Here is a 20,910-nt window from a genome sequence, read left to right as displayed (position 1 = left end):
TAGGGATGAGCCGCAGAAAGCCATACGTACGTTGATTCATAAATCCAGCCTGCAAATAGGGAAACGATGTGGCTCGCGCAAGATGAAATCTGTGGAAAACGCCGAGGGAATGTCCTCCCTGTGGATAAAGGTATGTGAGCTATTGCAAGTGGAATTGCTGCATTTTGTACCCCACTGGGTCCGAAGAGCTAGGTGAGATGAGATAAGATTGGACAGCATTCGCTGTGCGAATGACTTCGCGTGCTATTTTCCGAGCACCTCACGGAAGTGAAAGTGCCGGGGCAGTTGCGTCACGGTCCAATGGGTCGCAACGTCATAGCACCAGGGCCGAAAAGGCACATTAACCGAGAAAACGGGGGAAACCCCACGATCCCGCCCAGCGGGGAAAGGACGATGCAATGGCAGTCGTCACCATGCGCCAGCTCCTGGAATCTGGCGTGCACTTCGGGCACCAGACCCGTCGTTGGAACCCGAAGATGAAGCGTTTCATCCTCACCGAACGTAACGGCATCTACATCATCGACCTCGAGCAGACCATTGCCGATATCGATATTGCCTTCGATTTCGTGAAGGAAACCGTTGCTCACGGTGGAACCATCCTCTTTGTTGGCACCAAGAAGCAGGCTCAGGAAGCTGTTGCCGAGCAGGCACAGCGCGTTGGCATGCCTTACGTGAACCACCGTTGGCTCGGCGGTATGCTCACCAACTTCTCCACCGTTTCCAAGCGCCTGCAGCGCCTGAAGGAACTCGAGCAGATTGACTTCGACGATGTGGCATCTTCTGGCCGCACCAAGAAGGAACTGCTCATGATGCGCCGCGAGAAGGACAAGCTTGCTCGCACCCTCGGTGGTATTCGCGATATGGCCAAGGTTCCCTCCGCAGTGTGGATCGTTGACCCGAAGAAGGAACACCTTGCGGTTTCCGAAGCTCGCAAGCTCAACATCCCGATCGTGGCCATCCTTGACACCAACGCCGATCCGGACGAGGTCGACTACCGCATCCCCGGCAACGACGACGCCATCCGCGCCGTTGCGCTGCTGACCCGCGTGATCGCCGACGCAGTTGCCGAAGGCCTGCTTGCACGCAGCGCCGGCCGCAAGAACGCTTCCGAGGAAAACGCAGCTGAGCCTTTGGCTGAGTGGGAGCGCGAGCTCCTCGAAGGTGAAGTTGCCGCCGATGAGGCAGCAGCACAGGCCGTCGCCACCGAGTCTGAAACCCCCGCACAGGACTGAAGCTCAGAAAGAAGGAAATCAGTAATGGCTAATTTCACCGCTGCTGATGTGAAGGCTCTGCGCGAGAAGACTGGCGCAGGCATGATGGACGTCAAGAAGGCGCTCCAGGAAGCCGACGGCGATGCTGAAAAGGCTCTCGAAATCATTCGTCTGAAGGGCCTGAAGTCGCTGTCCAAGCGCGAAGGTCGTCAGGCATCGGCCGGCCTGCTCGCCGCATCCGTCCAGGACGGCGTGGGCGTCATGGTCGAGGTCAACTCCGAGACCGACTTCGTTGCCAAGAACCAGAAGTTCATTGACTTCGCACACTCTGTCCTCGAGGCCGCTGTTGCCTCCGGCGCATCCGACGTTGACTCGCTGCTTGCAGCTCCGATGGGCGACTCCACTGTCAAGGAACAGCTTGACGCAATGGCCGCAGTTATCGGCGAAAAGCTCGAGATCCGTCGCGTGATTCGCGTTGAGGGCGAGAACGTTGATCTCTACCTGCACCAGACCAGCCCCGACCTGCCCCCGCAGGTTGGCGTCTTTGTCGTCACCGACGCAGCTGGAGCAGGCGTTGCACACGATATCGCGATGCACGTTGCTGCCTACATGCCCGCTTACCTTGACCGCGACTCGGTTCCGGCCGATGTCTTGGAGAAGGAACGCGCCACCCTCGAGAAGATCACCCTCGAGGAAGGCAAGCCCGAGAAGATCGTCCCCAAGATCGTTCAGGGACGCCTTGAGGCATTCTTCAAGGACAACTGCTTGGTCGATCAGGCATTTGCTCGCGATCCTTCAAAGTCCGTCGGACAAGTTCTGCGCGACGCTGGTGCAAAGGTCACCCAGTTCGTGCGCGTCCACGTCGGCGCCTGATTTTGTGTGATGGCCCCGCTTCATGCGGGGCCATCACCCTATCTCTTAGGACTCAGCACTCATTCAAAGGAGAAGTACTCATGCCAGCTGCTCGTCGCGTCCTCCTCAAACTCTCAGGTGAAGCCTTTGGCGGAGGTTCCGTCGGCCTCGATCCCACTGTCGTCCGCTCAATTGCAGAGCAGATCGCCGAGGCAGTTCACGCGGGGATCCAGGTTGCAGTCGTCGTTGGCGGTGGTAACTTCTTCCGCGGAGCCGAGTTGTCCAGGCAAGGTCTGGACCGCTCACGTGCGGACTACATGGGAATGCTCGGTACCGTCATGAATGCCCTGGCGCTCCAAGATTTCATCGAGCAGTCTGGTGTTCCCGCGCGCGTCCAAAGTGCAATTGCAATGCAACAGGTCGCAGAGCCCTACATTCCGCTGCGCGCTATTCGTCACCTCGAAAAGGGGCGCGTTGTTCTCTTCGGTGCAGGTGCAGGATTGCCCTACTTCTCTACCGATACGGTCTCCGCGCAGCGCGCATTGGAAACTCATTGCGATGAACTTCTTGTTGCAAAGAACGGTGTTGACGGCGTCTACGATGACGATCCTCGAGTCAACCCGAATGCACATAAGCTTGACTTCGTCACCTATCAAGATGCACTGAGCCGTGGTCTGAAGGTCGTTGATGCTGCAGCCTTCGCGCTTGGCCAGGAAAACGGGCTGACAATGCGTGTCTTTGGAATGTCAGAACCCGGTAACGTTACCGCCGCGCTCCGTGGCGAAAAAATCGGTACGCTTGTCCTCAGCGAATCACACTGAAAGGAAGATTTCCGTGATCGACGACATCCTGCTCGAAGCAGAAGAAAAAATGGATAAGACGGTCGAAGCAGCCCGTCACGAATTTGGCAATATCCGCACCGGACGCGCAAACGCTGGCATGTTCGAGCAGCTCCTTGTTGACTACTATGGAGCCCCGACCCCGATGCAGCAGCTGGCTTCTTTCCAGATTCCTGAAGCTCGTACCGTTCTGATTTCGCCTTTTGATCGCACGGCGACCCAGGAGATCATCAAGACTCTGCGCGAGTCCGATTTGGGGGTCAACCCGACCGATGACGGAAACGTTGTACGCGTTGTTTTGCCCGCTTTGACTGAAGAACGTCGTAAGGAATACGTCAAGCAGGCAAAGAACAAGGCAGAAGATGCCCGCGTTTCGGTTCGCTCTATCCGTCGTAAGGCAAAGGAAAGCCTCGATCGTCTGAAGAAGGACGGCGAAGCAGGAGAAGACGAAGTCGAGCGCGCAGAAAAGGCCCTCGAGGCTGCAACGAAGGCTCGCGTCGAATTGATCGACCACCTTCTTGCAACTAAGGAAAGCGAACTTCTCACCATCTGATGTCCACCACATCCCATCAACACGGTCCATCGGTGTTTTCGCGCGTCTTTTCACCTCAGCCGCGCGAAAACACCCAGCCGCTAGCACCGACGGGGAAGGCCGGTCGCAATCTTCCGGCAGCGGTTTCTTCTGCTGTAGTCCTGATTGCCTTGCTCGTCGCCTCGCTACTTGTCGTCCAAGGGCTCTTTGTTGGCTTCGTGTGCTGCATCGCTCTGCTTGGATTGTGGGAGTTGGGAGGAGCCTTCGCTCGGGTTGGCACTCATATCGCCCTTGCTCCCTTGTACCTTGGCGCAATCGGCATGATGGTCTGCGCGTGGCTTCTTGGCCCCGAGGCCCTCACCATGGCCCTCTACCTCACTGTTTTTGCGGTTGTGGTGTGGCGCCTCATTGATGCCCCCACGCCTTCTCGGATTGCTGACATCACTGCCAGCGTGTTTAGCGCAATCTACGTTCCTTTCCTCGCCTGCTTCGTTGTCTTGATGCTGCGCGAGTTTCGCTCGCCTGCAGTTATTGGGGTCTACGTTGCGGTGACCTGCTTTAACGATATTGGAGGCTGGCTTGTCGGTATTCTCTTCGGAAAGCATCCGATGGCGCCGCGTCTGTCCCCAAAGAAGTCGTGGGAAGGATTCGTTGGATCGCTTGCGTTCTGCATCGGTACCGGCGTTGGCGGCTTCTATCTTCTGGGCGCACCGTGGTGGTGGGGTTTGATCGCCGGTGCGTGTGGCTGTGTCTGTGCGACGATCGGTGACCTCACTGAATCCTTGATCAAGCGTGAAGTCGGTTTGAAAGATATGTCTGCTTTGATCCCCGGACATGGCGGTGTCCTTGATCGCGTGGACTCTCTTGTCATGACGGCCCCCGTTTTCTATGTGATTTTTCTTCTCGCACTTCGCTAAGCACAGCTAGCGATGGACGAAGATGCCGGTGGAAGCGATTAGGCTATGCACGTGGAAAGGAGGCCGTTGCGGTGAGCATAGAACAGCACAAGCGACGTGAGGTACGTCCAACAGATCAATTGCCCGAAGGCGCGACATCGCCTGATGCGAAGCCTCAGGTGACTTTTACTGCGCGTAGGCGCGGAAAAGCCCCTCGTCATCTTGCTGATTTTGACCGAAGTGAACGCAAGGCTTTCGTTTCCGAGGCCGGGCTGCCTTCTTTCCGCGCTGACCAACTTTCGCGTCACTACTTTGAACGCCACGTGAGCGATCCCGCGCTGATGACGGATATGCCCAAGAGCGCGTATGACGTCATTTCTACGACGCTTCTTCCTTCTCTTGTGCGTGAGGTCGCTGTTCTTGAGGCCGATCGTGGAGAGACTCTTAAGCACCTGTGGGAACTCTACGACGGGGCCCGCGTGGAGTCCGTTCTCATGCGTTACAGTGATCGGACGACTTTGTGCATTTCTTCCCAGGCTGGGTGTGGGATGGGCTGTCCTTTCTGTGCCACAGGTCAGATGGGGCTGACACGTAACTTGTCGACGGCCGAAATCATTGACCAAGTACGCTGCGCACATCAAGCGTGTGAGCAGGGGATGGTTGGTGGATCGCCCACGCACCTGTCGAACATTGTGTTCATGGGAATGGGGGAGCCCCTGGCAAACTATAAGGCAGTGGTGGGAGCTCTCCATCGGATCATTGATCCTTCGCCAAGCGGTTTCGGCATGTCGGCACGCAATGTCACCGTATCGACGGTCGGTCTGGTTCCTGCGATTGATCGCCTCGCGCAAGAAGGCCTGCCCGTGACTTTGGCCGTGTCTCTGCACACTCCAGATGATGACCTCAGAGATGAGCTCATCCCTATTAATTCCCGCTGGAAGGTCGGCGAGCTTCTTGACGCCGCGCGACGTTACTTTGTTGCGACTGGACGTCGCGTATCTATTGAATACGCCTTGATTAAAGATATGAATGATCAGGTTTGGCGTGCACAACTCCTTGCTGACGAGCTCAACAAGCGCGGCAGGGGATGGGCGCATGTCAACCCCATTCCTCTCAACCCAACTCCGGGATCCATTTGGACAGCGTCCACTCGTCGTGCGCAGGATGCATTCGTCCACACACTGCGAGACAATGGAATCTCGACAACGATTCGAGATACCCGCGGCTCTGATATCGACGGTGCCTGCGGGCAGCTTGCGACGGCTGTCAATAACCGCGAGCGTGCGCGTCAAAGTGCGCGTGAGAATAATGCACATGAAGAGGAGATGCGATGAGCGACGCTTTCCCGACGACGGGAATTTTCCGGCGTGGTTACGGTAAGAACGCCGTAGATGACTTCTTCGTCGATGCTCGTCATGCCTACGAGGGAGGCCTTCCTGCTGAGCAATTCAGTGCGGAGCAGGTCCGGCAGGCTTCCTTCCCTCGGCAGCGCAACGGTTATGACACCCAGGCTGTCGATGCAGCGATGAGCCGCCTTGAAGCTGCTTTTGTTCAGCGTGATCGTGCTGACCACATTGCAGTTAACGGAGAGGCTGCTTGGTACGAAAAAGTCGCCGACCGTGCGACCACCTTGTACCCGCGATTGCTTCGCCCCTACAAGGATCGCTTTGCTCACCCAAAGTCCGGAATTGGCTACGATGCCGAGCAGGTCGATGATCTTTTGGATCGGATCGCTGCCTTCTTTGATGATCGTGAGGAACTTCTGGCTGACGATGTTCGCCACGCCTTGTTCAAGTCTGCGCGCGGCAAGAAAGCATATGCGATGGGTCCAGTTGATGCCTATCTTGGCCGTGCAGTCGAGATCCTTCTCTCCGTGAATTAAACGATGACACAACAAGTTGTCCTTCTAGGCTCGACGGGATCCATCGGCACCCAGGCCCTGCAGGTTATCGACCAATATGCAGAGCGTTTCGATGTTGTCGCGCTGAGCGCGGGTGGACACTCCCTAGAACTCCTCGCTGAGCAGTGCGTGCGCTACCGCCCACAAATCGTTGGGATCCACAGCGGTGACGTTGATGAACTCGCTCAACTCATTCGCTCCAAGGGGGGAACTCTCCCGGAAATCCTCCACGGCGTAGAGGCCTCGACGCAGATCGCTGGATCTTTCCCCAAGGCCGTGGTTTTGAATGGGATTACCGGAGGCGTTGGCCTCGGACCTACACTCGCCGCACTTGAAGCGGGTGCAACCCTAGCCCTGGCAAATAAGGAATCCTTGGTTGTTGGCGGTTCCTTGGTACGCAGGCGAATGCGTCGACCTGGACAGATCGTTCCCGTTGATTCAGAACATTCGGCGATTGCTCAATGTCTGGAAAGCGGTGTGCATGAAAAGGGACTGACTGCTTCCCGCGTGACGGGGAAAAGCGAGGTCGCCCAGCTCGTTCTCACGGCCTCGGGCGGTCCTTTCAGAGGGAAGAAACGCCATGAACTCACGGATGTCACTCCCCAGCAGGCTTTGGCGCATCCGACGTGGAGCATGGGGCCGGTTGTTACCATCAATTCTTCAACGCTGGTCAACAAGGGCCTCGAACTGATTGAGGCGCACCTTCTTTTTGATATTCCGGCAGATGACATTGTGCCAGTTGTTCATCCCCAGTCCATCGTTCACTCGATGGTGACGTGGAAAGATGGCGCGACAATCGCCCAGGCTTGTCCGCCCGATATGAAGCTCCCGATTGCTCTAGGACTCACCTGGCCTGAGCGGCTTCCTGATATTGAAAGACCCGTTGATTTTCTCCGCGCACAGGAGTGGACCTTCGAACCCGTCGATTTTGAGACTTTCCCGGCCCTGACTCTTGCTCGCGCAGCTGTTTCAGAATCGGCGACGCACCCGGCAGTCTATAACGCGGCGAACGAAGTTTTCGTTCAAGCCTTCCTTGAAGAGAGGCTTCCCTATCTGTCGATTGTCGACCTTTTGGCGCAGGTTCTTGGTGAACACTCTGGTATTGCGCAGCCAANCACCGTATCGACGGTCGGTCTGGTTCCTGCGATTGATCGCCTCGCGCAAGAAGGCCTGCCCGTGACTTTGGCCGTGTCTCTGCACACTCCAGATGATGACCTCAGAGATGAGCTCATCCCTATTAATTCCCGCTGGAAGGTCGGCGAGCTTCTTGACGCCGCGCGACGTTACTTTGTTGCGACTGGACGTCGCGTATCTATTGAATACGCCTTGATTAAAGATATGAATGATCAGGTTTGGCGTGCACAACTCCTTGCTGACGAGCTCAACAAGCGCGGCAGGGGATGGGCGCATGTCAACCCCATTCCTCTCAACCCAACTCCGGGATCCATTTGGACAGCGTCCACTCGTCGTGCGCAGGATGCATTCGTCCACACACTGCGAGACAATGGAATCTCGACAACGATTCGAGATACCCGCGGCTCTGATATCGACGGTGCCTGCGGGCAGCTTGCGACGGCTGTCAATAACCGCGAGCGTGCGCGTCAAAGTGCGCGTGAGAATAATGCACATGAAGAGGAGATGCGATGAGCGACGCTTTCCCGACGACGGGAATTTTCCGGCGTGGTTACGGTAAGAACGCCGTAGATGACTTCTTCGTCGATGCTCGTCATGCCTACGAGGGAGGCCTTCCTGCTGAGCAATTCAGTGCGGAGCAGGTCCGGCAGGCTTCCTTCCCTCGGCAGCGCAACGGTTATGACACCCAGGCTGTCGATGCAGCGATGAGCCGCCTTGAAGCTGCTTTTGTTCAGCGTGATCGTGCTGACCACATTGCAGTTAACGGAGAGGCTGCTTGGTACGAAAAAGTCGCCGACCGTGCGACCACCTTGTACCCGCGATTGCTTCGCCCCTACAAGGATCGCTTTGCTCACCCAAAGTCCGGAATTGGCTACGATGCCGAGCAGGTCGATGATCTTTTGGATCGGATCGCTGCCTTCTTTGATGATCGTGAGGAACTTCTGGCTGACGATGTTCGCCACGCCTTGTTCAAGTCTGCGCGCGGCAAGAAAGCATATGCGATGGGTCCAGTTGATGCCTATCTTGGCCGTGCAGTCGAGATCCTTCTCTCCGTGAATTAAACGATGACACAACAAGTTGTCCTTCTAGGCTCGACGGGATCCATCGGCACCCAGGCCCTGCAGGTTATCGACCAATATGCAGAGCGTTTCGATGTTGTCGCGCTGAGCGCGGGTGGACACTCCCTAGAACTCCTCGCTGAGCAGTGCGTGCGCTACCGCCCACAAATCGTTGGGATCCACAGCGGTGACGTTGATGAACTCGCTCAACTCATTCGCTCCAAGGGGGGAACTCTCCCGGAAATCCTCCACGGCGTAGAGGCCTCGACGCAGATCGCTGGATCTTTCCCCAAGGCCGTGGTTTTGAATGGGATTACCGGAGGCGTTGGCCTCGGACCTACACTCGCCGCACTTGAAGCGGGTGCAACCCTAGCCCTGGCAAATAAGGAATCCTTGGTTGTTGGCGGTTCCTTGGTACGCAGGCGAATGCGTCGACCTGGACAGATCGTTCCCGTTGATTCAGAACATTCGGCGATTGCTCAATGTCTGGAAAGCGGTGTGCATGAAAAGGGACTGACTGCTTCCCGCGTGACGGGGAAAAGCGAGGTCGCCCAGCTCGTTCTCACGGCCTCGGGCGGTCCTTTCAGAGGGAAGAAACGCCATGAACTCACGGATGTCACTCCCCAGCAGGCTTTGGCGCATCCGACGTGGAGCATGGGGCCGGTTGTTACCATCAATTCTTCAACGCTGGTCAACAAGGGCCTCGAACTGATTGAGGCGCACCTTCTTTTTGATATTCCGGCAGATGACATTGTGCCAGTTGTTCATCCCCAGTCCATCGTTCACTCGATGGTGACGTGGAAAGATGGCGCGACAATCGCCCAGGCTTGTCCGCCCGATATGAAGCTCCCGATTGCTCTAGGACTCACCTGGCCTGAGCGGCTTCCTGATATTGAAAGACCCGTTGATTTTCTCCGCGCACAGGAGTGGACCTTCGAACCCGTCGATTTTGAGACTTTCCCGGCCCTGACTCTTGCTCGCGCAGCTGTTTCAGAATCGGCGACGCACCCGGCAGTCTATAACGCGGCGAACGAAGTTTTCGTTCAAGCCTTCCTTGAAGAGAGGCTTCCCTATCTGTCGATTGTCGACCTTTTGGCGCAGGTTCTTGGTGAACACTCTGGTATTGCGCAGCCAAGTGTGGAAGATATTCTCGGCGTTGAAGAGTGGGCGCGAAATCGGGCTGAGCACTTGTGTGCTTACTGATTGTGCCTGCGGATACGTACTAGATGCGGCTAGGCTGGAACAGGCTTAATAGGTCGGGCAGTAGGAATACAGTCGCACGCATTGGATGAGGACGAAGGACGAACGTGGGAATTATCGGTGTAGTCATTGTCATCGTGGGTTTGCTGATCTCGGTTGCCCTGCACGAATGCGGTCACATGCTTCCTGCCAAGAAATTCGGCGTTTACGTTCCTGAGTTCGCTGTCGGTTTTGGCCCCAGACTTCTTGCGTGGAAGAAAGGCGACACAACCTATTCCCTTCGAGCTATTCTTCTGGGCGGCTACGTCCGTATTGTCGGAATGTTTGCTCCGGCGCGTGAGGGGATAAAGATAACGAATAGCAGGGGAAAGCCCACTCTCGCCCAAGAAGCCCGCGAAGCAAGCATGGAAGAAATTCCTCAGGGCTACGAATCTCGCGCATTTTATCTCCTTCATCCAGCCAAGAAGATCGTTGTCATGCTGGGTGGGCCGATGGTCAATCTCTTCCTATCCATCGTGCTCATGACGGTTGCTTTAGTCGGGATTGGAATTCCTCGCGCCTCGCTGACGCTCGGCGATGTTCCCCAAGAGCTGTCCTCGCAAGGAACAAGCGTCCAAGCTCCCGCATACGCGGCTGGAATTCGGCGTGGGGACACGATTACCGCGATTAATGGAACAGGCGTTCAGTCGTGGGATGAGATGCGCCAGGCGATCGCAAGCTCGCAGGGTGAAATTGGCGTCGACTATCTACGCCAAGGCCAAAGCTATCACGTGCAAATCGACCCGCTGCGCACGGCTGATTCTGTGAGCATTGGTGTGATTGCTGGAATCGAATACCATGCGGCAAGTCCAGCGACCGTAGCCTCGTCAGTCTGGCAGACCTTTACCGGTACCGTACAAGTTGTCGTTCGTTTGCCACTTGCCTTGTGGGATGTTGGGCAATCGCTCGTTAAGGGCACACCGCGAGATTCTGCAGGCGTGATGTCGGTTGTCGGAATTGGTCGAATTGCGGCAGATGCGACTTCTTCGGATGTCACTGCTTCCAGCGGGGGATGGATGCGCTCGCTTGCTCTGCTTCTCTCGATTTTGGCTTCTCTCAATATGGCGCTTTTTGTTTTTAATCTTCTGCCTTTCCCCCCGCTTGATGGTGGGCATATTGTTTCCGCGCTTTACGAGTGGATTCGGCGTGGGATTGCTCGCGTCAGAGGCAGGCAAGTTCCGCCGCCCGCCGATACTGCTCGCTTGATGCCACTGACATATACGATGGGCGCACTCCTGATCGCTATGACAGTCTTGCTGGTCGCAGCCGACATCATTGCGCCGATTTCTTTGCAATAGAGCTGAGCCCGCGTGCCAGCCAGTTTCGAGTGGGAGATAATAACAAGGTGACTGAGATTAACTTAGGGATGCCGAGCGTCCACGAAAGCCCGTTTCCGCGTCGAAAGACTCGTCGAATCATGGTGGGGGATGTACCCGTCGGTGGTGGGGCTCCCGTTTCTGTTCAGTCGATGACGACAACGAAAACACACGATATCGGTGCGACACTGCAGCAGATTGCCGAGTTGACCGCAGCGGGCTGCGATATCGTCCGCGTTGCCTGCCCGACCGATAAGGATGCTGAGGCGCTTCCGATTATCGTTAAGCAATCCCGTATTCCCGTGATCGCTGACATCCACTTCAATCCGAAGTATGTTTTTGCGGCGATCGAGGCCGGTTGTGGTGCAGTTCGCGTGAACCCGGGAAACATTCGTAAGTTCGATGACCAGGTGAAGGAAATTTGTCGCGCGGCTTCCGATCATGGAACGTCACTGCGTATTGGTGTGAATGCTGGGTCTTTGGATCCGCGCCTTCTCAAGAAGTATGGTCGAGCAACTCCCGAGGCCCTGGTTGAGTCTGCCGTTTGGGAAGCGTCGCTCTTTGAAGAAAATGACTTCCACGATTTCAAGATTTCCGTCAAGCATCATGATGTGCTCACGATGGTTCAGGCCTACCGTCTTCTTGCAGAGAAAGGCGATTGGCCTCTTCACTTGGGAGTGACCGAGGCCGGCCCCGCATTCCAGGGAACAATCAAGTCCTGTGCGGCTTTCGGTGTCCTTCTTGCCGATGGAATCGGCGATACTATTCGCGTCTCGCTTTCTGCGCCTCCCGTAGAAGAAGTCAAGGTTGGCACGAAGCTTCTTGAATTTATGGGGCTGCGTGAGAAGACTCTTGAGATCGTCTCGTGTCCTTCGTGCGGGCGTGCCCAAGTTGACGTGTGGACGCTTGCTGAGAATGTCACTGAAGGCCTCAAGGACCTTACTGTTCCCCTCCGCGTTGCCGTTATGGGCTGCGTGGTGAATGGCCCCGGCGAGGCTCGTGAAGCTGACCTGGGTGTGGCCTCGGGAAATGGCAAGGGGCAGATTTTTATCCGCGGAGAAGTTGTTGAGACCGTTCCCGAAGACGACATCGTCCCGACCTTGATCAAGCACGCTAATCTTTTGGCTGAAGAAATGGGCTTGGAAGAAGGGGAAGGCTCTGTCGAGGTCATGCCCATCATCCGCTAGGGGAGTTGCGCGAGTGCGCTTCACGTATCCTTCACTACTAAGAAAACAATTGCTACTACCGCTTTAATGAAGGGGATTGTTATGAAGATTCGTCACGTATTGGCTCTGGGTGTGCTGGGGTGTGCGGGTGCGATCTGCGCGACGGGTTTCCCGCGCCGTATCGGATTGACCCGTTCCGAGGCCGCGGTTTCTCTGCCTGGAGACCTTGAGCTGCCCAACGCTGATGTCGTCGTCGACCGCTCGGTCGTTATCGATGCTCTTCCGACGCGCGTCTGGGAAGTTTTGGACGCTGCTTTTGAAGAGGATGAAGACGGTCGTGTGCTGATCCGCCAGGAAAACGATTGCTTGGTTATTCGCGTTCCTGCCCCCGGAAGCAACGTTGAGTGGGAAGACCAGGTTGAGGACTACACCGGTACCTGTACTTTCGCTCTTCTTCCCGAGGCCAACGATCGTACTCGCCTGCACCTGCGTGAGCGTCATCAGGCATCTGAGTCTGTTCCTGTGTGGCGCCTGTGGGCTGGAGTGTGCGCTGAGTCGTATTCCACCATGTCGATGCTGCGTGATTTGAAGGAAGCAGCAGAGGCTTTGTGAGCTGAACAATATGCCACGGCGGGTGCAGGCTTCGTGCCTGTGCCCGCCGTGCTTTAGGATTGAGGTGTGTTAAGAACTCTTTCCTCTTTTTTTCTGCGTACTTTGCGTGAAGACCCGGCTGATGCCGAGGTAATTTCGCATAAGCTCCTTGTCCGTGCTGGCTACATTCGTCGTACAGCTCCTGGTATCTACACGTGGCTTCCTTTGGGCCTGCGCCTGTTGCGTAAGGTTGAAGACATCGTTCGTGAAGAGATGGATGCGATGGGCGCTCAGGAAGTTCATCTTCCTGCGCTTCTGCCGGCGGATCCCTACAAGGAAACACATCGCTGGGACGAGTATGGACCCACGCTGTTCAAGCTTCAGGATCGTAAGGGCGGGGACTACCTGCTGGCCCCGACCCACGAGGAGATGTTTACCCTCCTGGTGAAGGATCAGTATTCCTCCTACAAGGATCTTCCTTTGACCATCTACCAGATCCAGACGAAGTATCGCGATGAAGCGCGTCCGCGCGCGGGTCTGATCCGTGGCCGTGAGTTTGTCATGAAGGATGCGTACTCCTTCGATATCGACGATGCTGGGCTGGATGTTTCCTATCAGAATGAACGCGATACCTACGAGCGTATCTTTAAGCGTCTGGGCTTGGATTACGTCATCGTCTCGGCGATGTCTGGTGCGATGGGCGGCTCTCGTTCCGAGGAATTCCTCCACCCCAGCCCGATCGGTGAGGATACTTTCGTGCGTTCCCCGGGTGGCTACGCCGCTAATGCCGAGGCCGTGGTGACCCCCGCGCCGGAGCCGATTCCTTTCGACGGTATTCCTGCGGTTGAAATGCGTGAGACGCCCAACGCACCGACGATCGATGCTCTGGTGGAGCGCTCGAACGAGCTCTATCCGCGTGAGGATCGTCCGTGGCAGGCCTCGGATACGTTGAAGAGCTTTGTGGTGACCTTGACCCATCCCGATGGGGAGCGCGAGGTTGTGCTGCTCGGCGTTCCTGGGGATCGTGACGTTGACATGAAGCGCCTCGAGGCTTCGGTTGCTCCCGCTGAGGTGGAAATGTCGACCCCGGAAGACTTGGCAAAGTACCCCGAGTTGGTTCCGGGCTACATCGGTCCTATGGCCGCTGGTCCGAACTCTCCCGCGCGTCATCTGGATGAAGACGGCAACCCGGTTGGCGGGATCCGTTTCCTTGTTGATCCTCGCGTTGTTGATGGAACGACGTGGATTGCGGGTGCGAATACTCCCGGTAAGCACGTCTATTGGTTGACCATGGGTCGTGATTTTACGGCTGATGGCACGATTGAGGCTGCTGAAGTCCGTGAGGGGGATCTTGCTCCCGACGGCTCTGGTCCTCTGCACCTGGAACGTGGCATCGAGGTCGGCCATATCTTCCAGCTGGGACGCAAGTATGCGAAGTCCTTGGGACTGACGGTGCTTGACGAGAACGGTAAGAGCCAGGTCGTCACCATGGGTTCCTATGGAATCGGTGTTTCTCGTGTTCTGGCTGCGCTTGCAGAAACCAATAGTGATGAGCGTGGTCTGGCATGGCCCGCGAATATCGCTCCCTTCGATGTACACGTCCTGGCCACGGGTAAGACGGACGAGATTTTCGATACTGCGGCATCGATTTCCGCGGCCTTGGACCGCGATGGTTTGGACGTCCTTTTTGATGATCGTCGTAAGGTTTCCGCAGGTGTGAAGTTCGCGGACGCGGAGCTCGTGGGTATCCCGGTTTCGGTCGTCGTTGGACGAGGCCTTGCTGAAGGTAAGGTCGAGATTCGCCTGCGCGCGAGCGGGGAGTCTTTTGAAGTTCCGGTCGAGTCTGCGGTGGAGCGTATTGAGCAGATCCATCGTGATCTTTTGGGAAGGTGAAGTAAATGGCTCTTCGCGAGATTCGAGTGATCGGCGATCCGGTCCTGCGTACTCCCTGTGATCCCATTCGCGATATTGATCAGAGCGTGAAGTCTCTGGTTGAAGATCTCCTCGAAACTGTGGATATGGATGGTCGCGCTGGTTTGGCTGCGAACCAGATCGGTGTTGGGCTGCGCGCCTTTTCCTACAATATCGATGGCGAAATCGGCTATGTGCTCAATCCCCGGATCGTTGAACTCAGTGAAGATGAGTATCAAGACGGGGATGAGGGTTGCCTATCTGTACCGCAGTTGTGGTTCCCCACTCAGCGTGCATGGTATGCGCGTGTGGAGGGCATCGATTTGGATGGTAAGCCTGTTGTCGTTGAAGGCGAGGAGCTTATGGCTCGTTGTCTTCAACACGAATGTGATCACTTGGACGGCATGCTCTACATTGATCGCTTGGATCGTAAGACTCGCAAGCGCGCGCTGCGCGAGATTCGCGAGCAGAACTACTAAGAACAATATGTGAGCATCAATCACACGCAACTGCGGCGGATCCTCTAGGATCCGCCGCAGTTTTTAGGTTAGAATAGCTTCACACCGTTTGTTTGTGGCATTGATAGAAGAGGACGTAGGGGAAGACGATCCTCAAACACAGGAGGCCACAATGCGAGGGACCTATACCCGCGGTGTACTTTTCGTACACTCAACCCCGCCTGCTCTTTGTCCGCACATTGAGTGGGCCGTTGGTGCTGCCTTGGGAACTGAGGTTCATTTGCAGTGGACTCCACAAGAAGCTGCTCCCGGGATGCTCAGGAGCGAATACTCGTGGGTAGGAAGCACCGGATCTGGAGCCCGACTCGCTTCTGCACTTCGCGGTTGGGAACACCTGCGCTACGAAGTTACCGAAGAAGCAAGCCCGTCATGCGATGCTGGCCGGTGGTCTCACACGCCGTCTTTGGGAATCTTCCATGCCCAAATGGATAGCGTGGGCAATGTTGTCGTTCCTGAGGATCGTGTTCGCGCTGCAATTGAAAACGCCACTTCCTACGAGGAACTGCGTGAAGGGCTAGATCTTGCTCTTGGACAGGCATGGGACGATGAACTTGAACCCTTCCGTCATGCTGGTGCGGGGGCTCCCGTGCGCTGGCTGAATCGAGTGGGCTGACCGATGGGGACCATTGGCGATCTCCTAGGAGATGCACTCGGTCAAGCATTGGCCTCGAATGTCGAAAATACTCCCGTAGACGCGATCGAGGGGGCACGCGAGAAAGCGCAGGAAGAAAGAAGTGCGCATGCTCGCGAGGTCGTCATCAATGCCGTGTGTGCACATACTTCTGCGGAGGCATCTCAACTTCACGATGGCCTTTCATTGGAGGAGCTCGACTTCGATACTCTTTCTCTCTATGCGGTTGTCACGGCAATTGAACATGAACTGAACATCAGCATTGAGGATGCCGTCATTGCTGATTGGCACAGTTTTGGGGATATCTTCGCCAGCGTCGGTGAGCTGACTCACTAGTTCTCAATTCGTGTCCTAAAATCAAAGAGAGCCATAGCTGACGCACTGAATCAAGGAGATAACAGGTGGCACGTATCGAAGAAGATCTGCTGGGCACGCGTGAGGTTCCTGATGATGCATATTGGGGGATTCATACCCTGCGAGCTCTTGAGAACTATCAGATCAGCGGCCGCAGTATCAATCAAGTTCCTGAACTGATTCGTGCCATCGTCCAAGTGAAGAAAGCCTGTGCACTGGCGAACCGCGAATTGCGAGTGATTAGCGCAAAGTCTGCTGATGCGATTGTTGCCGCATGCGATGACATCTTGACGAATGGCTCGTGCATGGACCAATTCCCAATCGATCAGTTCCAAGGTGGTGCGGGGACAAGCGTGAATATGAACGCGAACGAAGTCATCGCCAACCGCGCACTCGAAATGATGGGGTTGCCCCGGGGGGAATACTCGGTCATCAATCCCAACGACCACGTCAACCACTCGCAGTCCACCAACGATGCCTATCCAACGGCGTTCCGTCTGGCTTTGCACGGTAAAGTCGAGAGGCTGCGCATTGCTATCGAAGATCTCGCAGCAGCTTTTGACGCAAAGGGAGAAGAATTCCACGACATTCTCACCATGGGTCGTACGCAGCTTCAGGATGCTGTTCCCATGACTCTTGGCCAAGAGATGACCGCCTTTGCAGTGACCTTGCGTGAGGAAGACCCGCGCCTCGAGGCGAACTCGGAGTTGCTTCTTGAAACGAACCTGGGTGCAACGGCTATTGGTACGGGGCTTAATACTCCTGCGGGTTACCAAGAAGCAGTCGTGCGTCACTTGGCTCAGATCAGCGGGGCTCGGGTGAAGGCAGCAACGCACTTGGTTGAGGCAACGTCAGATACTGGCGCTTACGTTTCGATGCACGCAGCGATCAAGCGTACCGCGGTCAAGCTCTCGAAGATTTGCAATGACTTGCGCTTGCTTGCCTCCGGTCCGCGCGCAGGACTGAACGAGATTAACCTTCCAGAAATGGCAGCAGGTTCATCCATCATGCCCGCGAAGGTCAATCCCATCATTCCCGAGGTCGTCAATCAGGTCTGCTTCAAGGTCATCGGAAATGACCAGACTGTCACGATGGCTGCTGAAGCTGGCCAGCTGCAACTCAACGTGATGGAACCGGTCATCGCTCAGGCGATCTTTGAATCTATCGATCTTCTGGTCAACGCATGTGACACTCTTCGTGAGCGCTGCGTTAATGGAATCACGGCAAATGCCGAGGTCTGCCGCTCCTACGTTGAGAACTCTATTGGTATTGTTACGTACTTCAATGATGTGATCGGGCACCACCTTGGTGATGTTGTGGGTAAGCGCGCTGCTGCAGAGGGGAAGACCGTTCGCGAAGTGATTGCCGAGATGGGATTGCTTTCGGATGAAGAGGTCGAGGCGATTCTTTCGCCAGAAAACCTTGCGAACCCTCATTACCGAGGCGCACAGGTCGATTGATCTTCTTGCTTAGTTTGGAATCGGGAGATTAGCTCTCTCGACCTAAACTAGGTGGGCTCGCAAATTAGTGGTTATTTCAGGATGAAAGAATTGCCGATTTGGCTATGTCCTGATTGTCTGCTTCAACGCGGATAAATGCTTGATTTACCTCTGTCACCGCATGCGATATACCTGCAGCAGCGAATGCTATCTGATCGGCTAGATTGTTCATTTCACCAATCAATGAATCGAGTATTTCCTGGCTGCTGCCAGCAGCTGGGATAGATGAGAGTCGTGTTTTTGCCGCGCTTTCTCCAGAGTCATCAGCTTTTTTCGCAGCTTGAGCCACGTATTCTGGATGCCATTCGATATCCTGAGACACCTTACCTCCTAGAGGTTGAAGTAGTTGGCGAGCTCGCACCAGAGCATCGTTTGGTAGTAGCCCTCGAGCCCAACTCGTGCCGGATCTGAACTTTGTTTACGAACCATGCAGGGCGGAGCGAGGTAGCTGGATGGCACACGTGAGGTTGCGATCTTGTAGCTTGCCGAAGGAGTTGATAGCGTTGCGATGCTGGAAATTGGCTCATAGCGGCTGGCAACGCGCTTCCATCGAGTCCACGCCGAATATTCCCAGTTATCTTCCTCAATTTCCCGGTGAAACCTTGGATTCATATATCGAGTCGTCCGATCTATGAGCAGTCCTTTGGCTTCTTCGATATCACCTCTACTGAGTGCGTCAACTGCCTGCGACTGAATGTATCTTGGAGCGTCGAAATCGTTCTCACGAGTGAAGATCGGTGAGTTTGCCAGTAAGACGTGGGGGGTTTCTTCTGTATCGATCAGATAGATATGACTTTCTTCTCCGACGGAGCGCAAAACTGTTGTCGAAACCGGGGCCTGAAAAATACAGAGCTGACGTATTACGTTGGGTGTGTAATGAGGTGAGAGTGAATAAATAGTGATCGGATGAGTGCTCTTCTGGATAGGGACAAACAGATTCAGTGCATCCTCGGTCAGGCAGCCTGCAGAAAAAACGGATTCAACGCGCTGTCCAGCCGCTTTTTCAGCTTCTAACCATACCCTTTCGCCATTTCCTGACTCGAGAGCCGCAGTGCGAAAGGCTTCTGTGAGGCAAGTCGGAATTGAAATTGTGGGGCGATCTTTTGTATTCATGGAATCACCTGCAAAGTCTCGAGCATCCGGGGAAGTTGATCAGCGATTGAATTAATTGAAGTCGTTGTTGCGGTTGCTGTCGCATAGAGGCGGACAGTTCTGTTACTAACTGTCTGAGTCCAGGTCCACTGGATCGCTGTGTAGGAGAGTCCTTCGTCAACGTAAAGGCCGGTAGTCATTAGTGTGTCATCACTTGGGATCGGAAAACGTGTCTCTTCGATAGTCATCCAGCCGGGAATAATATCATCGAGGGGTATCGGGCTTTTCCCCATTAAATCGATGGTCACGATGAAATTCGGTCGGAAGCCTGACGTCTTTTCCGGAATTCCGACTGCAACAAAGAGAGCATCATCTAACGGGGAACGGGGGTGCGCGGAGGTCGCGTTAACTATTGGCGGAATCTGCGGAGTGAGTATCGCCTTCGGATTCGGGAGAGATAACGCCCTCCATGTGTCGGGGAGTTCCATTGTCGCGGTTAAAGACATTGAGATATCTCCAAACGTGAATGTCAAATTATTGACCAGACTCGGTGTAGGCGCGATGATTTGGCGATTTTCGTCGAGAAAACCTTGGCGCTTGTGCCACTGCCATTGTTGGTCCACTAGGTGCGGAATTGGAATCGGCAATAAAAAGACGATGCTGAGCATGAGGAAGAAAGGAATACTTCCAGCAAAAACCGATTGGATGTGCTGTGGCAGAGCGATCTTTATAGAAAACAGCAAGAGAGAAGCTGAGATCATGCAAAGCATCCACAACGGAATGGCAATTTCGTTGACGCGCCGTGGCGCATTCGCCTTACCGTATGCCCGCCAAAACTGGGCCAATGGGGTGTCCGTATATGTCTCGATGTACCAGACGTACAGTCCCAAACAGCCAAAAGGAAGACCTAAAGCAGTAAAAAGAATGCTTGAATCCATAGTTCTCCCTAAGAGGACAGCGCGTAACTGTTGAAAAGTGTTGCGCTACCGTCGCCGATGCTGCCTCCTAGCCACCCGCCTAGAACACCACCAACTATACTTCCTGCAACAATTCCGAGAGGGCCTAGCGAGGCTCCGACTGCCGCCCCAACTTTTGCGCCTAGCACTGCGCCTCCCCATCCGCCCGCAGCACTGAGACTTCCTTTAATTCCGGCACGTGCGATTTTTGTTCCTTCGCCCATTTCAGGGTGGTGGTAGGTATCAGACTGATAGGACTCCAAGGCGCTTAGCCCGCCTCCTGCGATGGCCACACCTCCACCTAAAAGTTTCGCTCCAGACTCAAGTTTAGATACGTTCTTAAGGACAGAAGGAGCTTCTCCATCAACACGAATTGCTTGGGTAACCTCTCCACTGTTGCGTGCCATGAGTCCTGGCTTTGCTCCTTCGGGCACCCTAGGGCTGTGCCGAGCCTGGTGAACGTGCCGGCCGCGGGTTGGTTTCCAGTTGCTGAGTTTTCCGCGCTCTCTGAACCTGCGCCAGGAGTTCAGATGGACGTAGTCCTCATTAGGAGAAAAAATCGCATTTTTATTAAACAAGTATGCGCCGTGGAACGTTTTAACTCCATCGGTTACAAGGCCTTGTAAGTACTTTGGCATCTTCCACTCAGCGTGATAGCCCTGCGGAGGGAGGAACTTATCACGGAAGCGCTTTACTAAACTCCCCAGGATTCGTTCGATGTCGCTGGTGTCTAATTTCGAAAGATCAGTCGCAAACTCGTGGTTTGCTGATTCTAAGTTGTTCTTCGTCCACGAGCATCGTTTGCTGAGAGAAGAAAAAAGTGCCGAATGGGAATCGCGCTGCTGTTCTGATAGATGAATGAAAGCACTTTCGCCGCATTCACTCACTGTTAGCCCAGCTTTTCTTGCGTCTTCTCTTATCGATCGAAAACTATCGCGGACTTTTTGGACTGCCCAAGCGTACGTAGATAGAGTCCCCCGTAGCAGCTCTAAAAGTTTGACGGTGTCCAGTGCGCTGTTTTCAAGTTTTTTCAGATCCTCTGCAGCCTGGGGGACACATGACGCGACCTGTGATTCGATGAGGTGTCGTGCGTCGTGGGCGTCTTGAGCCGAGTTTCGAAGCTGACTGATCATTGTCTGAAATTGCTGATCAGCTGCAAACAAGCCGTCGACGTCAATCGCAAAGGTCCATGAAATCGTCTTCACACTGTCATAG

Annotated in this window: 22 protein-coding genes; 18 read left to right on the top strand and 4 right to left on the bottom strand. The window is 55.1% G+C overall.

What is annotated here, in order from left to right; all coding sequences use genetic code 11:
- The first annotated feature begins 398 nt into the window (after positions 1-398).
- From rpsB to aspA, 18 genes are all read left to right on the top strand, one after another.
- Positions 399-1,232, top strand: coding sequence for a 30S ribosomal protein S2 (rpsB, locus tag BQ8011_RS07200; RefSeq protein WP_072455971.1), 834 nt, complete (start codon positions 399-401; stop codon positions 1,230-1,232).
- A gap of 24 nt (positions 1,233-1,256) precedes the next feature.
- Positions 1,257-2,084, top strand: a complete 828-nt coding sequence (tsf, locus tag BQ8011_RS07195; RefSeq protein WP_072455969.1) for a translation elongation factor Ts — start codon at positions 1,257-1,259, stop codon at positions 2,082-2,084.
- Positions 2,085-2,164: 80 nt separating this feature from the next.
- Positions 2,165-2,884: a UMP kinase gene (gene pyrH / locus BQ8011_RS07190; protein WP_034501499.1), complete on the top strand. Its 720-nt coding sequence runs from the start codon at positions 2,165-2,167 to the stop codon at positions 2,882-2,884.
- A 13-nt stretch (positions 2,885-2,897) separates the two neighbouring features.
- Positions 2,898-3,455, top strand: a complete 558-nt coding sequence (gene frr / locus BQ8011_RS07185; RefSeq protein WP_034501497.1) for a ribosome recycling factor — start codon at positions 2,898-2,900, stop codon at positions 3,453-3,455.
- A complete protein-coding gene (locus tag BQ8011_RS07180; protein ID WP_072455967.1) occupies positions 3,455-4,351 on the top strand; it encodes a phosphatidate cytidylyltransferase in 897 nt (298 codons plus the stop codon). The genes frr and BQ8011_RS07180 overlap by 1 nt, the downstream gene beginning before the upstream one ends.
- A 71-nt stretch (positions 4,352-4,422) precedes the next feature.
- Complete coding sequence (rlmN, locus tag BQ8011_RS07175) at positions 4,423-5,664, top strand: dual-specificity RNA methyltransferase RlmN (RefSeq protein ID WP_072455965.1); 1,242 nt, start codon at positions 4,423-4,425, stop codon at positions 5,662-5,664.
- Positions 5,661-6,212 carry a DivIVA domain-containing protein gene (locus BQ8011_RS07170; protein ID WP_072455963.1) on the top strand — a complete coding sequence of 184 codons (552 nt, stop codon included), beginning with the start codon at positions 5,661-5,663 and terminating at the stop codon, positions 6,210-6,212. Before rlmN ends, BQ8011_RS07170 begins: the two co-directional genes overlap by 4 nt.
- Positions 6,213-6,215: 3 nt before the next feature.
- A complete protein-coding gene (gene dxr / locus BQ8011_RS07165; protein WP_200801140.1) occupies positions 6,216-7,877 on the top strand; it encodes a 1-deoxy-D-xylulose-5-phosphate reductoisomerase in 1,662 nt (553 codons plus the stop codon).
- A complete protein-coding gene (locus BQ8011_RS07160; RefSeq protein ID WP_072455963.1) occupies positions 7,874-8,425 on the top strand; it encodes a DivIVA domain-containing protein in 552 nt (183 codons plus the stop codon). The genes dxr (BQ8011_RS07165) and BQ8011_RS07160 overlap by 4 nt, the downstream gene beginning before the upstream one ends.
- A 3-nt stretch (positions 8,426-8,428) precedes the next feature.
- Positions 8,429-9,625: a 1-deoxy-D-xylulose-5-phosphate reductoisomerase gene (dxr, locus tag BQ8011_RS07155; protein WP_072455961.1), complete on the top strand. Its 1,197-nt coding sequence runs from the start codon at positions 8,429-8,431 to the stop codon at positions 9,623-9,625.
- A gap of 104 nt (positions 9,626-9,729) precedes the next feature.
- Entirely contained in the window at positions 9,730-10,959 is a 1,230-nt protein-coding gene (locus tag BQ8011_RS07150; RefSeq protein WP_072455959.1) for a M50 family metallopeptidase, read from the top strand.
- 68 nt (positions 10,960-11,027) lie between these two features.
- Positions 11,028-12,164 (top strand): flavodoxin-dependent (E)-4-hydroxy-3-methylbut-2-enyl-diphosphate synthase, encoded by a 1,137-nt coding sequence (gene ispG / locus BQ8011_RS07145; RefSeq protein ID WP_072455957.1) that lies wholly within the window; start codon positions 11,028-11,030, stop codon positions 12,162-12,164.
- Between the two features lie 81 nt (positions 12,165-12,245).
- The gene (locus BQ8011_RS07140) at positions 12,246-12,755 is read left to right on the top strand and encodes a hypothetical protein (RefSeq protein WP_072457731.1); all 510 of its coding nucleotides are present in this window, start codon (positions 12,246-12,248) and stop codon (positions 12,753-12,755) included.
- Between the two features lie 66 nt (positions 12,756-12,821).
- Complete coding sequence (locus tag BQ8011_RS07135; RefSeq protein WP_072455955.1) at positions 12,822-14,627, top strand: proline--tRNA ligase; 1,806 nt, start codon at positions 12,822-12,824, stop codon at positions 14,625-14,627.
- Positions 14,628-14,632: 5 nt separating this feature from the next.
- A complete protein-coding gene (gene def, locus BQ8011_RS07130; RefSeq protein ID WP_072455953.1) occupies positions 14,633-15,124 on the top strand; it encodes a peptide deformylase in 492 nt (163 codons plus the stop codon).
- 151 nt (positions 15,125-15,275) lie between these two features.
- The gene (locus BQ8011_RS07125) at positions 15,276-15,776 is read left to right on the top strand and encodes a DUF3145 domain-containing protein (RefSeq protein WP_072455951.1); all 501 of its coding nucleotides are present in this window, start codon (positions 15,276-15,278) and stop codon (positions 15,774-15,776) included.
- Between the two features lie 3 nt (positions 15,777-15,779).
- Positions 15,780-16,130: a phosphopantetheine-binding protein gene (locus BQ8011_RS07120; RefSeq protein ID WP_072455949.1), complete on the top strand. Its 351-nt coding sequence runs from the start codon at positions 15,780-15,782 to the stop codon at positions 16,128-16,130.
- Positions 16,131-16,195: 65 nt separating this feature from the next.
- Complete coding sequence (gene aspA / locus BQ8011_RS07115; protein ID WP_072455947.1) at positions 16,196-17,608, top strand: aspartate ammonia-lyase; 1,413 nt, start codon at positions 16,196-16,198, stop codon at positions 17,606-17,608.
- 76 nt (positions 17,609-17,684) lie between these two features.
- Here aspA and BQ8011_RS07110 read toward each other — a convergent pair whose 3' ends face one another.
- From BQ8011_RS07110 to BQ8011_RS07095, 4 genes are read right to left on the bottom strand one after another with little or no spacing between them, the layout of a single operon-like run.
- Positions 17,685-17,969, bottom strand: a complete 285-nt coding sequence (locus tag BQ8011_RS07110; protein WP_072455945.1) for a hypothetical protein — start codon at positions 17,967-17,969, stop codon at positions 17,685-17,687.
- Between the two features lie 8 nt (positions 17,970-17,977).
- Positions 17,978-18,760, bottom strand: coding sequence for a hypothetical protein (locus BQ8011_RS07105; RefSeq protein WP_072455943.1), 783 nt, complete (start codon positions 18,758-18,760; stop codon positions 17,978-17,980).
- Positions 18,757-19,677 carry a hypothetical protein gene (locus BQ8011_RS07100; protein WP_072455941.1) on the bottom strand — a complete coding sequence of 307 codons (921 nt, stop codon included), beginning with the start codon at positions 19,675-19,677 and terminating at the stop codon, positions 18,757-18,759. The genes BQ8011_RS07105 and BQ8011_RS07100 overlap by 4 nt, the downstream gene beginning before the upstream one ends.
- Before the next feature lie 8 nt (positions 19,678-19,685).
- Positions 19,686-20,900: a hypothetical protein gene (locus BQ8011_RS07095; protein WP_072455939.1), complete on the bottom strand. Its 1,215-nt coding sequence runs from the start codon at positions 20,898-20,900 to the stop codon at positions 19,686-19,688.
- Positions 20,901-20,910: the final 10 nt, after the last annotated feature.

It is taken from the genome of Actinomyces marseillensis (assembly GCF_900155605.1).
GTDB lineage: Bacteria > Actinomycetota > Actinomycetes > Actinomycetales > Actinomycetaceae > Pauljensenia > Pauljensenia marseillensis.
The sequence above is the reverse complement of the archived record's forward strand: the minus strand, read 5'-3'. Positions and strand labels throughout refer to the sequence as shown.